Genomic DNA, 13,013 nt, shown 5'->3' with positions numbered 1-13,013 from the left:
AGCACCGACAACCCTGCACCGCAACAAAAATCAGCTCTGATCAGCACGAAAGCGCCCACGAAAACACGTGGAGCGCCCACGAAAACACGTGGAGCGCCACATATGAGCGAAGTGATCGCGGGGATGGCCGAGCAGCTGTCCGCGTTGGTCGCCGAGTCGTTCGATGCGTTGAGCACATCTGAGCAATTGGCACTGACAGCGCAGTGGGAGAGCTTCACCCGTGGTTCGGCGACGGTGGGCCACCGCCTGGTGGCCGGACTCCAGCAGGCCCCGATCGAGGAGTTGGGCGAGCGCAGCGTGGCCGGGGCGTTGGCGGTGTTGTTGCGCATCTCCAAGGCTGAGGCGCATCGGCGGGTGGCCGAGGCAAAAGAGTTGGCGCCGCGCCAGGCCATGACCGGCGAGACACTCGAACCGGTGCTGGCCCACACCGCCGCGGCTGTGGAGAAGGGCCTGGTGGGTGCGGAGCATGTGCGGGTGATCCGGCGGTTCTTTGATCAGCAGGTGCCGGCCTCGACGCCGTTTGACGTGCGCGAGGCCGCCGAAGCGCAGCTGGCGCAGTTGGCGACCAAGCACACGCCTGAGGAGTTGCGCGCGGCCGCCCAGCGGCTGGCGGCCTATTTGAACCCCGATGGGGATTTCTCCGATGAGTTGCGCGCGGCGCAGCGCTGGTTGCGTCTGGGTCGGCAGCGCCTTGATGGGATGAGTGAGCTGCGCGGACTGCTTGATCCGGCCACGCGGGCGGCGTTGGAGGCGGTGCTGGCGGTGTGGGCGGCTCCTGGGCGCTGCCACCGAGACGGCGACACCGCGGGCGAGGACGGTCAGCGATGTGCGGATGAGGATCCCTCGGCGCAGGCCGATCCCTCGGCGGAGACGGTGTCGGCGGACACCCGCACGGTCGGGCAGCGCAACCACGATGCGCTCAATGCCATGTGCCGGAAGTTGCTCGCCTCGGGCACGTTGGGCAGCCAGAACGGGTTGCCGGCGACGCTGTTGATCACCGCCAAGCTCAAAGAGCTCGAATCGGGCACCGGCCACGGGCTCACCGGCGGGGGGTCGCTGCTGCCGATGAGCGAGGTGATCAAACAGGCCTCTTCAGCGCACCAGTATCTGGCGGTCTTCGATGACCACACCGAAGAAATTCTGTACTTGGGGCGGGCTAACCGCCTGGCGTCGAAGGCCCAGCGGCTGGCGCTGTTCGCCCGCGATGGCGGCTGCACCCGGCCCGGCTGCACGGCCCCGGCTTACCACTGCCAGGTCCATCACGGGCACAAGGATTGGGCCGCTGGCGGTCAGACGGACATCGACGAGCTGACGCTGGCGTGTGGCCCCGATAATCGGCGGGTCAAACCCGGCGGCTGGCGCACCTACAAACGCAAAGACGGGCGCACCGCATGGCGTCCTCCGCCCCAGCTCGACACCGGCCAAGCCCGCGTCAACAACTACCACCACCCCAACCGCTACCTCATCCCCGACGACGGAGACGACGAGGGAGCCCCCGGCGACAGCGCAGACTGTCCCGACAGCGACGACGGCGACAACGCAGACTGTGGGTGAATTAGCCTGCCGCACAGCACTTCGCGCGTGTGTGGGGAGTCGGGCGCGCCTTCACGCGATGGCTACCGCCGACGGGCACGGTCGCACGACGGCTCTGCATACACCGAAGGGGGCCGCATGCTGCGGCCCCCTTTCGAACGTGGTCAGGGCTGTTTGGCGTACCGGATCAGGAATGCGGCCGCGACATACCCCGCGGCGACACCGATCACAAGCCACAACACCAACGGCACCCCCAGCGACACCGGTGACCATCCGATGCTGGAGAACGTCGCAGCCGTGTAGACGAGCCAGAGCACGCGGTAGAGCGACCAGAGCGCAGTCAGCCCCGCAGAGATTCCGATCACCAGGCTGTACGTCCGGTCGACGCGACTGACGTGCTCTTCGACGCGGGCGGGCACGATATTCATTGCTGTTCCTTTTCGTCATCACGTCGCCGGGATGGCTTCGTCGTGACCGAAGTACAGCCGGGGACCGGGACTACCGATCCCAATAAGTTCAACGCGCGGCGAGGATCGCCGACAGCAAGACAAACGCCGACATCCCGATCGCGATGCCCACCCAGATCGCCGAGCTGATTCTGTCCGTAGAGGCATACGGATCATGGCTCATGGCACATCTGTGCCCCCGGAGAGCCAGTGCAAACCCCGCAATCAAAGATCGCAAAACCAGCGGCGTTCAAAGCGCACGAGAGCGACCTCGAGGAAGGCAGGACTGTGCTCACCGCTACGCTGCCCGTCGACGTTGCGTGAACGAGAAGCGGTCGATGGCAGGATGGTCGAGATGGGTGTGTACGTAGTCACCGGGGCCGCGTCCGGCATGGGTCAGCAAGCCGCCACCAAGCTGAGAGCGCAGGGGCACACCGTCATCGCTGTCGACGTCAAAGAAGGCGACATCGAGGCCGACCTGTCGACCGCCGACGGGCGACAGAGCGCCGCTGATCAGGTGCTCGCCAGGTCGAACCGACTGGACGGTGCCGTGCTGGCCGCGGGGATCGGGCCGACGCCCGGCAAGGACAGCACGCGGCGGATATTCGAGGTCAACTATCGCGGCGTGGTCGACCTGCTGCAGGCGTGGCGCCCCGCTCTGGCCGCAACCGAGCGAGCCAAAGTCGTGGTGATCGGCAGCAATTCGACAACCACCACCCCCGCGGTGCCGCGACGCACAGTGCGTGCGCTCTTGGACGGCGATACCGACAAAGCGGTGCGCTCCCTGAAGCTGCTCGGGCCTGCCGTGCCATCGCTCGGCTATGCCGCCTCGAAAATCGCGGTCTCCCACTGGGTCCGGCGCACCGCGGTGACACCACAGTGGGCGGGCGCGGGCATCCGGCTCAACGCCCTCGCCCCCGGCGCGATCATGACGCCGCTGTTGGAAAAGCAACTGGCCACACCGCGCGAGGCCAAGGCGGTCAACGCTTTCCCGGTGCCTGTCGGAGGTTTCGGAGATCCCGCCCAGCTCGCCGACTGGATGTTGTTCATGCTGTCAGACTCCGCCGACTTCCTCTGCGGCAGCATCATTTTCGTCGACGGCGGTTCAGACGCCTACTTCCGGTCGCGGGACTGGCCGAAATCCGTGCCCGCTCGGCGGCTGCCGTCGTACCTGTGGCGGTTCCAGAGGTTCAACACCACCAAGTCCAAATAGTCGCCACCGAAAAGTCAGAACTTGGCTACGGCGCCGGCATCGACGGGTAACGCCGCCCCGGTGATGTACTGCGATTCGTCGGAGGCGAGAAACAGCACGGCGTTGCTGACGGCCCGTGCCTCGATCACCGGTTTCGGCAGCATGTGGAAGTGCCCGATGACCTGCGTGGCGTCCTCCATCGTCGGATCGCTGAGGTCGGGCCGGACCGTGCGGCGGAAATGGTCGTTGTCGATCATCGGTGTCAGGATGTTGCCGGGGTGGATCGAGTTGACTCTGATCCATTGCGGTGCAATCTCATTGGCCAGCGAGTTCATCAACCCGACCACAGCGTGCTTGGCCGACGCGTAGTGGGCCATGTAGCCGCCGCCGCGAAGCCCCAACATCGAACTGACCAGGATGATCGAGCCACCGCCGTTGGTCATGTGCGGCAGTGCGGCTTTCACGGTGTGCCAGACGCCGGTCACGTTGATGTCGAACATCGTCTGCCACGCGGATTCCCGGATCATCGCGGCGGGCGCTGGATCGGCGCTGATGCCGGCGTTGGCGACGACGATGTCGAGCGGTCCGAGTTCACCGACCCCGCGCTCGAGAGCCGTCTGAAGGCTCGAGAGGTCGCGCACATCCGCCTTGGCGGTCACGATGCGGCGGCCCGACTTCTCGACCAGCGTTGCCGTGTCGGCGAGGTCTGCCTCGGTGGGACCGGGATATCCGGCGGCGTCGATGTCATCGCAGACGTCGACGGCGATGACGTCGGCCCCCTCCTCGGCGAGCCGGACCGCGTGTTCGCGCCCCTGACCGCGGGCGGCGCCGGTGATGAACGCGACCTTGCCGGCAACCCGGCCGACCCTGTTCTCTGTCATTGCGGCCTTTCGCGTACACGGAAGTGGCGGTCAGTCAAACACGGTAGCGCCGAGGGGCGCTGATTCGAGCTTCCCAGAGGAGGTCGGAAAGGTGGCCGCGGAAATCAGACCCACGCGGCAGAGCGCTCGATTCGCTCGAGTTCGGCACGTGCCTGTCGCTCGACGAACAACGGGATGAAGTCGCGGATGGGACGATCCGCGAAGCGGGCATGCTGTTCGCGGACCAGGCTCGTCACCGCATCCGCCGGAACGCTGGGATAAGACCCCGCCAGACGGGCGGCGATCTGATCCAGGAGCTGCTGCTCATTCAACTCGATCACCCGCAAATCTTGCTCTTAGAGGGGCTAACGGGTCAAGGTGCGACGGTAGGAAATCTCTCGGAGGACGTTCTGCAGTAGCGCGTGGCAGGCGGCTCTCTCGATCAGCCATATATCCACGGCTGCCTGCCGCGCCGACGGGGGTGCTGACGCACGAAACAGACGGCCGGGTAGGTGCTTTCGCGAGAGCAAACCCTAGGTATGGCGGATGATGAAGTTCACCACGGCCTCGGCGAAGGCATCGTTGCGATCTCCGGCCACCATGTGTCCGGCGCCGCCGACATCGACGAAGTCGACGTCGGGGAAGCGGCCGAGAAACTCCCGGGCGCGCTCTTCGGTCACCAGGTCACTGAGCTGCCCGCGCACGAGCAGCATCGGAACCCCGTTGCGCAGAATCGTGTCGACCGCGGCGTGCATCCGGTCCACTTCGGTCACTTCGATCGGCGGCAACGCGGCGGTGCCGTCGATGAACTTCGGATCCCAGTGCCAGTACCAGCGACCGTCGCGTTCGCGCAGGTTCGTCGTCAAGCCGCTGAGGTCGGCCGGCCTGGGCCGGTGGGGGTTGTACTGCTGGATCATGTCGGCGACCTCGTCGAGCGATGCGAAGCCCGACGTCATCTTCTCGGCCATGAAGTCGTGGATGCGTGACGCGCCGGACTCGTTCATATCCGGCACGATGTCGACGAGGACGATCGCGCGCACCGTACCGGGCGCGAGTTCACCGGCGAGCAGCATCGCGGTGAACCCACCAAGGGAAGCGCCGACGATGACGGGCCGGTCGGGGAGCTCGCCGAGCACTTCGAGCACGTCCCCGGCGAACGTGGTGACGCGATAGTCGCCGTCGGCCGACCAGTCGGACTCGCCGTGTCCGCGAAAGTCGACGGTGACGGCCTGCCACCCGCGTTCGGCGACCGCGGCCGCGGCTCGGCCCCATGACCGCCGGGTTTGTCCGCCGCCGTGCAAGAACACCACAGCCGGCGCGGCCGGATCGCCGATGCGGTCTGCGACGATCGTCACGCCGTCGTTAGTAGAGACACGAAAAACATTGGGAGCCAGGGTCATCGGCATATCCCGGCGATGACGGTCCGAGTGATCGCCTCGGCCCGGCTCCGGCGAAACGACCGCCCCTCGGTGAGGATCGCGTAGACGATTCCGCCGACGATGGCGTCGGCCGCCGCCTGCGATGTGGCGTCGTCGATTCCGTCGGCCGCCAACCGCGCTCTGACGCCCTCGTGCAGTGGGTCGCTGAAGCCGGCCTGCATGCGTGCCTTGGTGTCCTCATGCTCCATTCCCGCGACGGTGAGGATGCGCAGCATGGCGTTGCCGCGCTCGCCCGTGAGCGTGGCCGCGAGGCTGGTCGACCATCGGCTCAGGTCAGCCACGAGGTCGTCGGTGTGCCCGACGGGCCGCAGGATCTTGTCCGCATCCTCGAGCAGCACATCGGCGACGAGAGCCGGGCGGCTCGGCCACCACCGGTAGATCGTCTGCTTGCCGACACCGGCGCGCGCCGCGACCGCCTCGATGCTCAGCCCGTCGAACCCGCGCTGGAGTAGCAGTTCCTTGGTGGCCGAGATGATCGCCGTGCGGGACCGCTCGCTGCGGCGGCGGGGCGCTTTCGCCTCGGTGACCATCGGTTGACTCCGCATCTGAGGGGGTCGGCTTTACAGATGGTGACAGGATGCATAATCTTTGGCAAGACGAGACGTTGCGTCTCGTGTGAGTGGGAGAGAGGGACGCGATTGGCCGGCCACCGGTGACGCCCAAGAAGCTCGTCATCGGCGCCAGCGGCTTCTTGGGTTCCCACGTCACCAAGCAACTGGTCGCCCGCGGCGACGACGTGCGTGTGCTGCTCCGTCCGACCAGTTCGACCCGCGGCATCGACGGCTTGCCGGTCGACATCCGGCGCGGCGACATCTTCGACGCGGACGGGGTGCGCTCCGCGATGCGTGGATGCGATGTCGTGTACTACTGCGTCGTCGACGCGCGTCCGTGGCTGCTCGACCCCGCGCCGATGTGGCGCACCAATGTCGACGGCTTACAAGCCGTGCTGGATGTCGCCGTCGACGCGGGACTGCACCGCTTCGTGTTCACCAGTTCGATCGCCACCATCGGCCGCTCCAGCGACGGCCCCGTCGACGAAACCACCGCTCACAACTGGCTCGACATCGGCGGCGACTACGTCCGCAGCCGGGTGCAGGCCGAGCAGATGGTGCTGCGCTACGCCGCCGAGAAGGGTCTTCCCTCCGTCGCGATGTGCGTCTCGAACACCTACGGGCCGGGGGATTGGCTGCCGACCCCGCACGGGGCGCTGCTGTCGGCGGCCGTGCGCGGCAAGCTGCCGTTCTACATCGACGGTTTCGAGAGCGAGACCGTCGGCATCGAGGATGCCGCGCGGGCGATGATCCTCGCGGGTGAGCGCGGCCGGATCGGTGAGCGCTACATCGTCTCCGAGCGGTGGATGAGCGCGCGGGAGATCTTCGAAGCCGGTTGTGGCGCAGTGGGAGTCGAGCCCCCACGACGCGGCGTCCCGATAGCACTGATGGCAGCCGCGAGTTACCCGAGCAGCTGGATCGCCCGGCTCCGCGGCCGTGACACCTTGTTGACACCGCTGAACATCCGGCTGATGAACATCATGTCTGTAATGGACCACTCGAAGGCGGTACGCGAGTTGGGCTGGGAGCCGTCGCCGACGCCCGACGCGATCGCGGCGGCCGCGCAGTTCTTCCGGACATCACGTCGGTCCGGCAGGGGGTCCGGGTGAGCCTGGCCCTGACCCCCGAACAACGGGAACTCAGCGAGTCGGTCGCGCAGTTCGCGGCGCGGCGCGCCCCGGTGTCGGGCACCCGCGAATCCTTCGACCTGCTTGCGCAGGGCCGCCTGCCGTCTTGGTGGGAGGAGTTCGTTGCCAACGGATTTCACGCCGTGCACCTGCCCGAGAGCTACGGCGGTCAAGGCGGCGCCCTGCTCGACGCCGCCTGCGTGCTCGAGGCGGCGGGCAGGACATCGCTTCCCGGACCGCTGCTGCCGACCGTGGCGACGGGCGCGGTCACCCTGTTGGCCGAACCGACCCCTTCGGCCACAGCGCTGCTGACCCGCCTCGCCGACGGCGACGCGGCCGCGTTGGCGTTGCCCGGCGACTCGACGTTCACTGCCCGCGACGACGGCCACCGGTGGTCGATCAACGGCGACTCGGATCTGATCGCGGGGATTTGTGCGGCAACAACGGCTTTGGTCTGTGCCGTCGGAGACCGCGGGGACCACATCTGGCTCGCCATCGATACGACGCATCCCGCGGCGGCCGTCGAATCCGTGCGCGGCACCGACCTGTTGACCGACCTCGGCAGGTTGCGTCTTGCCGACTATCCGGTCGAGAAGACCGACGTTCTCAACGGTATCGACGCCCAGCGGGCCGAGTACCTTGCCACCGCGCTGACAGCGAGCGTGGCCGTCGGCATCACGCAGTGGTGTGTGGAAGCCGCCACCGCGCATCTGCGCACGCGCGAACAGTTCGGCAAGCTCATCGGCACGTTCCAGGCGCTGCAGCACAGCGCCGCAATGCTTCTGGTCAACAGCGAGTTGGCCAGCGCGGCGACCTGGGACGCGGTGCGCGCGGCGTCCGAGCCGATCGACCAACACGCGATGGCCGCGGCCGGTGCTGCGCTGATGGCCGTCGCGCCGTGCCCGGACCTTGCCCTGGACACGCTGACGATGTTCGGAGCCATCGGCTTCACCTGGGAACACGACCTGCACCTCTACTGGCGGCGGGCCACCAGCCTGTCCGCGTCGATCGGGGACAGGAATCGCTGGGCCAAGCGGCTGGGTGAACTGACCGCCACTGGTGAACGCGATTTCTCGGTCGACCTCGGTGATGCCGAATCCGCGTTCCGGGCCCGGATCGCCGAGACCCTCGAGGAGGCCGCGGCGTTGCGCAACGACGGCCCGGGCCGCCAGGGTGACTACGAGCACTTCGCCACGGGCGCGCAGCGCACCGCCATCGCCGATGCGGGATTGATCGCCCCGCACTGGCCGCCGCCCTGGGGAATCGACGCCAGCCCGCTGCACCAACTGATCATCGACGAGGAGTTCGGCAAGCGGCCCTCGGCGGTACGACCGTCGCTGGGCATCGCCGAGTGGATCCTGCCCTCACTGATCAAGGCCGGCTCCAAAGAGCTGCAGCAGCAGCTCATCACGCCCACCCAGCGCGGCGAACTGGCGTGGTGCCAGCTGTTCAGCGAGCCGGGTGCGGGTTCGGATCTCGCCGCATTGGCCACGCGGGCAACCAAGGTCGACGGCGGATGGCGCATCCACGGGCACAAGATCTGGACCTCATCGGCGCACCGGGCCGACTACGGAGCGCTACTTGCCCGGACCGATCCGAGCGCCCCGAAGCACCGCGGCATCGGCTACTTCATCATCGACATGCGCTCACCCGGGATCGAAGTCCAGCCGATCAAGCAGGCCAGCGGGGAACAGGAGTTCAACGAAGTCTTCCTCGACGACGTCTTCGTCCCTGACGGGATGTTGCTCGGCGAGCCGACCGGGGGGTGGGCGCTGGCCATCGCCACCATGGCCGAAGAGCGTTCGGCCATCAGTGGTTACGTGCAGTACGACCGGGCCGCGCCACTGCGTCGAAGCGCCGCGGCACCCGACAGGCCGCGCGAGGACGCGCTGCGCGAGCTCGGGGAACTCGACGCCTACGCCAACGCGATCAAAGCACTCGGTGTCCGCGAGACCATCCGGCTGCTCGACGGGCAGGCTTCGGGCGCGGCGTCCAGCATCGCCAAGGTCGCGATGAACGTGCTTCTGCGACGCACGTTCCCGGTAACCCTCGGTTCGGCGGGCCGATCGGCGATGGCCGCCGAATCCGACGTCGTACAGCCGTATCTGCGAGTGCCCGCCGAGCTGATCGGAGGCGGCACCAAGGAGATTCAGCTCAACATCATCGCCCAGATGATCCTCGGGCTCCCGCGCAAGTGATCAACTGAAGAAGGACACCCATGGGACTACGTGGTGAAGCCGCGATCGTCGGCTACGTCGAACTGCCGCCCGAGCGGTTGAACAAGGCGACCCCGGCGCCGTTCACCCTTGAGCAGTGGGCGGAGCTGGCCTCGGCTGCGCTGCAGGACGCCGGTCTCTCAGGGGAACTCGTCAACGGCATCGTCACCTCGCACCTGGCCGAGTCGGAGATCTTCGTACCGTCCACGATCGCCGAATACCTGGGCGTGCGAGCCAACTTCGCCGAGCTCGTCGACCTCGGCGGGGCGAGCGCGGCGGCGATGGTGTGGCGGGCGGCCGCGGCGGTCGAGCTCGGCTTGTGCGACGTGGTGCTGTGTGCGCTGCCGGCGCGCTACATCACGCCGATGTCGGAGAAGAAGCCGAAACCGTTGGTGGACGCCGTGTTCTTCGGTTCATCGAGCAATCAGTACGGTTCTCCGCAGGCCGAATTCGAGATCCCGTACGGCAACCTGGGGCAGAACGGGCCATACGGTCAGGTGGCCACCCGCTACGGTGCTGTGTACGGGTACGACGAGCGGGCGATGGCCAAGATCGTCGTCGATCAGCGCGTCAACGCCAATCACACCGAAGGCGCGATCTGGAAGGACAAGCCACTCACCGTCGACGACGTGCTGGACAGCCCGATCATCGCCGACCCGTTGCACATGCTCGAGATCGTGATGCCGTGTGTGGGCGGCGCAGCGGTGGTCGTCGCGAGCGCGGACATCGCCAGGCGAGCGCGGAACAGGCCGGTGTGGATCAAGGGTTTCGGCGAGCATGTCCCGTTCAAGACCCCCACGTACGCGGCCGATCTCCTGCACACCCCGATGGCGGAGGCCGCCGCAACCGCTTTCGGCATGACCGATCTGACCCGCACCGATATGGACATGGTCTCGATCTACGACTGCTACACGATCACCGTGCTGCTGTCGCTGGAGGACGCCGGGTTCTGCGAGAAGGGCAAGGGCATGCAGTTCGTCGCCGACCACGACCTCACGTTCCGCGGGGACTTCCCGCTCAACACCGCCGGGGGCCAACTCGGTTTCGGCCAGGCCGGTCTGGCGGGCGGAATGCACCACGTCTGCGATGCGACGCGCCAGATCATGGGCAGAGCCGACGCCGCACAGGTGCCCGACTGCAATCGCGCGTTCGTGTCCGGTAACGGCGGAATCCTGTCCGAGCAGACCGCCCTGATCCTCGAGGGAGACTGACCCGTGACCACCTTCGAGCGGCCCATGCCGGTGAAAACCCCGACCACTGCGCCTTTTTGGGATGCGCTGGCCCAGCACCGCATTCGGATCCAGTATTCGCCGTCATCGGATGTGTACGTGTTCTATCCGAGGGTCCGAGCGCCGAAGACCCTCGCCGACGACCTCGAGTGGCGCGAGATCTCTGGGATGGGCACGCTGTACTCGTACACGGTGGCGCGCCGGCCCGTCGGGCCGCACTTCGCCGATGCGGTGCCTCAGCTGCTGGCGATCGTCGAATGGGATGAGGGACCGCGGTTTTCCACCGAGCTGGTCGACGTCGAACCCGGCGACCTGAGAGTCGGGATGCGGGTCAAACCCGTGTTCTTCGACTACCCCGAGCACGACGTGACGATGCTGCGCTACACCCCCGCATAGTCGCTCAGCGCCGCAGCGGGGCCAGCAGCGCTTCGAGGCCGTAGGCGAACACCGCGTCATAGTCGGTCGGTGACTGCAGCGCTTGCACCAGGGCACGGTCGGGCCAGTCGTCGGTCCACAGCGACGGGTCCTCCTCGTCGTGTTTCTCGCCGCGCACGGCCGAAAACTGCATCACCGCAGACGAAATGACATGCACCTCCACCGCGCGCAGCACCAGGGCAGCGTCCTGGCCCGTCACCCCGAGCTCGGCGAGTTGGGCCGCCAGCGCCTGTTGAACCGGCAGGAACAACCGCGGTGTCTGGTCGCGCTCGTGGGCGATGGCGAGCAGGTGTTGTCTGCTGATGAGTGCCCGCCGCTGAGCATGCGCGAGTGAGGCGATGCGGTCGACCGCGGTGTCGCCTTCGGTGGGCAGATGTGCCATCTCGTCGAGCAGCCGGTCCACGAGACTGTCGAACAGCTTGTCGCGGCCGCCGACGTGCCAGTAGATCGAGGTCACCGCCACCCCGAGTTGCTCGGCCAGCCCGCGCATGGTGAAGCCGTCCACCCCGTGCAGTTCGATCACCCTGGCGGCGGCGTCGAGGATGACCTCTGCGTTGACCGCCTCCTGGACCCTAGCGGCCGTCCGTCGTGTCGCCACCGGGCTCACCCCCGGTCATCCGTTCGGACTCGGGCAGGTCGAGGTAGCGCTCGAGGTTGCGGTGCATGTTGATCACGCGGCGCTCCTCGTTGGACAGCGTCAGGTGCTTCAAGCCCGGCTGGTGCAGGCCCCGCTGTAAACTCGCCAACACCGAGATGTCCTGGGTCAGAACCAGTCCGGGGTGGGCTTCGTCGGCCGTCGTGCGCACATCGACGGGCTTGGTACGTGGCGAGCCTGGCGCCATCCGTGTCCACAGCAGCATCACCAATTCGCCGCGGTCCGGATCGGATCCCGGATGTGACGTCATCACCGTCAGGTGGTCGGCATTCATCAGCAGCGTCATGTTCGGGAACACGTTGTACTGGTGCAGCCGCATGATCTGCTCGGTGTCCGCCCATTGCAGGTCGACGCCGCGGGATGCGGCGAATGCGCGTGTGCGGGCGGCGATGACATCGGCGACCGACGCGCCGGCTTCGCGGTCGTCGGGCAGCGGGGTGCCCTCCTCGACGCCCATCAATGCGCCCTGCGTGCACACGTACGCGTCCCACACCTCGTCGTCGCTGACCGACTGTTTCAAGTGGGGGCTCGGCACCCCGTACAGCTGTTCGGATTTGCCCGTGTGTCCCCAGATCGTCTGTGGGGCGTAGACATCGTCCATGCAGCGATGCAACTCAGGGTGCAGGGTTTGAATGTGGTAGGTCTCGCTGTAGCCGTCGGCGATCGTCTTCCAGTTGGCGTCGACGTCGATCGTCATCGTGGCGTAGCAGCGGAAGTCGGCCAGCCTGCACCATTTGACGTCGGCGGGCATCGCCTCGAGGTAGTCGAGCAGCGGCATCGCGTCGACATCGAGGTTGACGAAGACCAGCCGTTCCCAGGTGTCGACGGCGACCGGCACCAGCGGCAGCTCGGACATGTGTAATGCGCCGAACCCCTTGCGGTTCGGTACCCGCCGCAGCGATCCGCCGAGATCCCACGTCCAGCCGTGGTACCCGCACCGCAGCTCGCGCAGACCCGAGCCCGCCCCGGAGCACAGTGAGTTGCCGCGATGCCGGCACACGTTCTGAAACGCCCGCAGAACGCCGTCGTCGCCGCAGACGATCAGCACGGAGTATGTGCCGCAGCGATATTCGAAGTAGTCGCCAGGCTCGGCGACGTGATCGGTCGTGCAGGCCAGTTGCCACACCTTGGGCCACATGCGTTCGATCTCGAGAGCAGCGAATGCGGGCGAATAGTACCGCTCAGCGGGCACCAGGGTGGGCCGCGCGGGCGGGGTGCCGATCGCATCTTCGCGTCGGACTTCTTGCGCTGTGTGCGTCACGAACGGTCCTCTCCGAAGTCGCCGCGAAGCGTCTGTAACGGTGTTACAGTGCCCGACATTAGCGGCTGA

13 protein-coding genes are annotated in these 13,013 nt (G+C 66.9%); 6 read left to right on the top strand and 7 right to left on the bottom strand.

Features of this window, described 5'->3' with window-relative positions; all coding sequences use genetic code 11:
* The first annotated feature begins 102 nt into the window (after positions 1-102).
* Complete coding sequence (locus A5759_RS17065) at positions 103-1,554, top strand: HNH endonuclease signature motif containing protein (protein WP_068199709.1); 1,452 nt, start codon at positions 103-105, stop codon at positions 1,552-1,554.
* A 143-nt stretch (positions 1,555-1,697) separates the two neighbouring features.
* On the opposite strand, the gene A5759_RS17060 is transcribed toward A5759_RS17065, so the two are convergent.
* On the bottom strand, positions 1,698-1,961 hold the full coding sequence (locus A5759_RS17060) for a hypothetical protein (protein ID WP_068199707.1): 264 nt from the start codon (positions 1,959-1,961) through the stop codon (positions 1,698-1,700).
* A 373-nt stretch (positions 1,962-2,334) separates the two neighbouring features.
* On the opposite strand from A5759_RS17060, the gene A5759_RS17055 reads away from it, so the two are divergent.
* Positions 2,335-3,192, top strand: coding sequence for an SDR family oxidoreductase (locus tag A5759_RS17055; protein ID WP_068199738.1), 858 nt, complete (start codon positions 2,335-2,337; stop codon positions 3,190-3,192).
* A gap of 14 nt (positions 3,193-3,206) precedes the next feature.
* Here the strand turns inward: A5759_RS17055 and A5759_RS17050 are convergent, their stop codons facing one another.
* The 4 genes from A5759_RS17050 to A5759_RS17035 all read right to left on the bottom strand — a co-directional run bounded on the left by A5759_RS17050 (position 3,207) and on the right by A5759_RS17035 (position 6,000).
* Positions 3,207-4,052 (bottom strand): mycofactocin-coupled SDR family oxidoreductase, encoded by an 846-nt coding sequence (locus A5759_RS17050; RefSeq protein ID WP_068199706.1) that lies wholly within the window; start codon positions 4,050-4,052, stop codon positions 3,207-3,209.
* A gap of 104 nt (positions 4,053-4,156) precedes the next feature.
* Positions 4,157-4,372, bottom strand: a complete 216-nt coding sequence (locus A5759_RS17045) for a three-helix bundle dimerization domain-containing protein (RefSeq protein ID WP_082962172.1) — start codon at positions 4,370-4,372, stop codon at positions 4,157-4,159.
* Positions 4,373-4,564: 192 nt separating this feature from the next.
* A complete protein-coding gene (locus A5759_RS17040; protein ID WP_082962174.1) occupies positions 4,565-5,431 on the bottom strand; it encodes an alpha/beta fold hydrolase in 867 nt (288 codons plus the stop codon).
* A complete protein-coding gene (locus tag A5759_RS17035; RefSeq protein WP_068199702.1) occupies positions 5,428-6,000 on the bottom strand; it encodes a TetR/AcrR family transcriptional regulator in 573 nt (190 codons plus the stop codon). The genes A5759_RS17040 and A5759_RS17035 overlap by 4 nt, the downstream gene beginning before the upstream one ends.
* A gap of 122 nt (positions 6,001-6,122) precedes the next feature.
* On the opposite strand from A5759_RS17035, the gene A5759_RS17030 reads away from it, so the two are divergent.
* From A5759_RS17030 to A5759_RS17015, 4 genes are read left to right on the top strand one after another with little or no spacing between them, the layout of a single operon-like run.
* Positions 6,123-7,130 carry an NAD-dependent epimerase/dehydratase family protein gene (locus A5759_RS17030; protein ID WP_068199685.1) on the top strand — a complete coding sequence of 336 codons (1,008 nt, stop codon included), beginning with the start codon at positions 6,123-6,125 and terminating at the stop codon, positions 7,128-7,130.
* Positions 7,127-9,346: an acyl-CoA dehydrogenase gene (locus A5759_RS17025; RefSeq protein ID WP_068199684.1), complete on the top strand. Its 2,220-nt coding sequence runs from the start codon at positions 7,127-7,129 to the stop codon at positions 9,344-9,346. The genes A5759_RS17030 and A5759_RS17025 overlap by 4 nt, the downstream gene beginning before the upstream one ends.
* A gap of 20 nt (positions 9,347-9,366) precedes the next feature.
* Positions 9,367-10,575 (top strand): thiolase family protein, encoded by a 1,209-nt coding sequence (locus A5759_RS17020; RefSeq protein ID WP_068199683.1) that lies wholly within the window; start codon positions 9,367-9,369, stop codon positions 10,573-10,575.
* 3 nt (positions 10,576-10,578) lie between these two features.
* The gene (locus A5759_RS17015) at positions 10,579-10,989 is read left to right on the top strand and encodes a Zn-ribbon domain-containing OB-fold protein (RefSeq protein ID WP_068199682.1); all 411 of its coding nucleotides are present in this window, start codon (positions 10,579-10,581) and stop codon (positions 10,987-10,989) included.
* Between the two features lie 4 nt (positions 10,990-10,993).
* Here A5759_RS17015 and A5759_RS17010 read toward each other — a convergent pair whose 3' ends face one another.
* On the bottom strand, positions 10,994-11,626 hold the full coding sequence (locus A5759_RS17010) for a TetR family transcriptional regulator (RefSeq protein WP_068199731.1): 633 nt from the start codon (positions 11,624-11,626) through the stop codon (positions 10,994-10,996).
* A complete protein-coding gene (locus A5759_RS17005; RefSeq protein ID WP_068199677.1) occupies positions 11,601-12,944 on the bottom strand; it encodes an aromatic ring-hydroxylating dioxygenase subunit alpha in 1,344 nt (447 codons plus the stop codon). Before A5759_RS17005 ends, A5759_RS17010 begins: the two co-directional genes overlap by 26 nt.
* Positions 12,945-13,013 lie beyond the last annotated feature (69 nt).

The organism is Mycobacterium sp. 852014-52144_SCH5372336 (genome assembly GCF_001665615.1).
GTDB classification, from domain to species: Bacteria; Actinomycetota; Actinomycetes; order Mycobacteriales; family Mycobacteriaceae; genus Mycobacterium; species Mycobacterium neumannii_A.
Note: the sequence above shows the minus strand (reverse complement) of the source record. Positions and strands in the feature narration are given on the sequence as shown.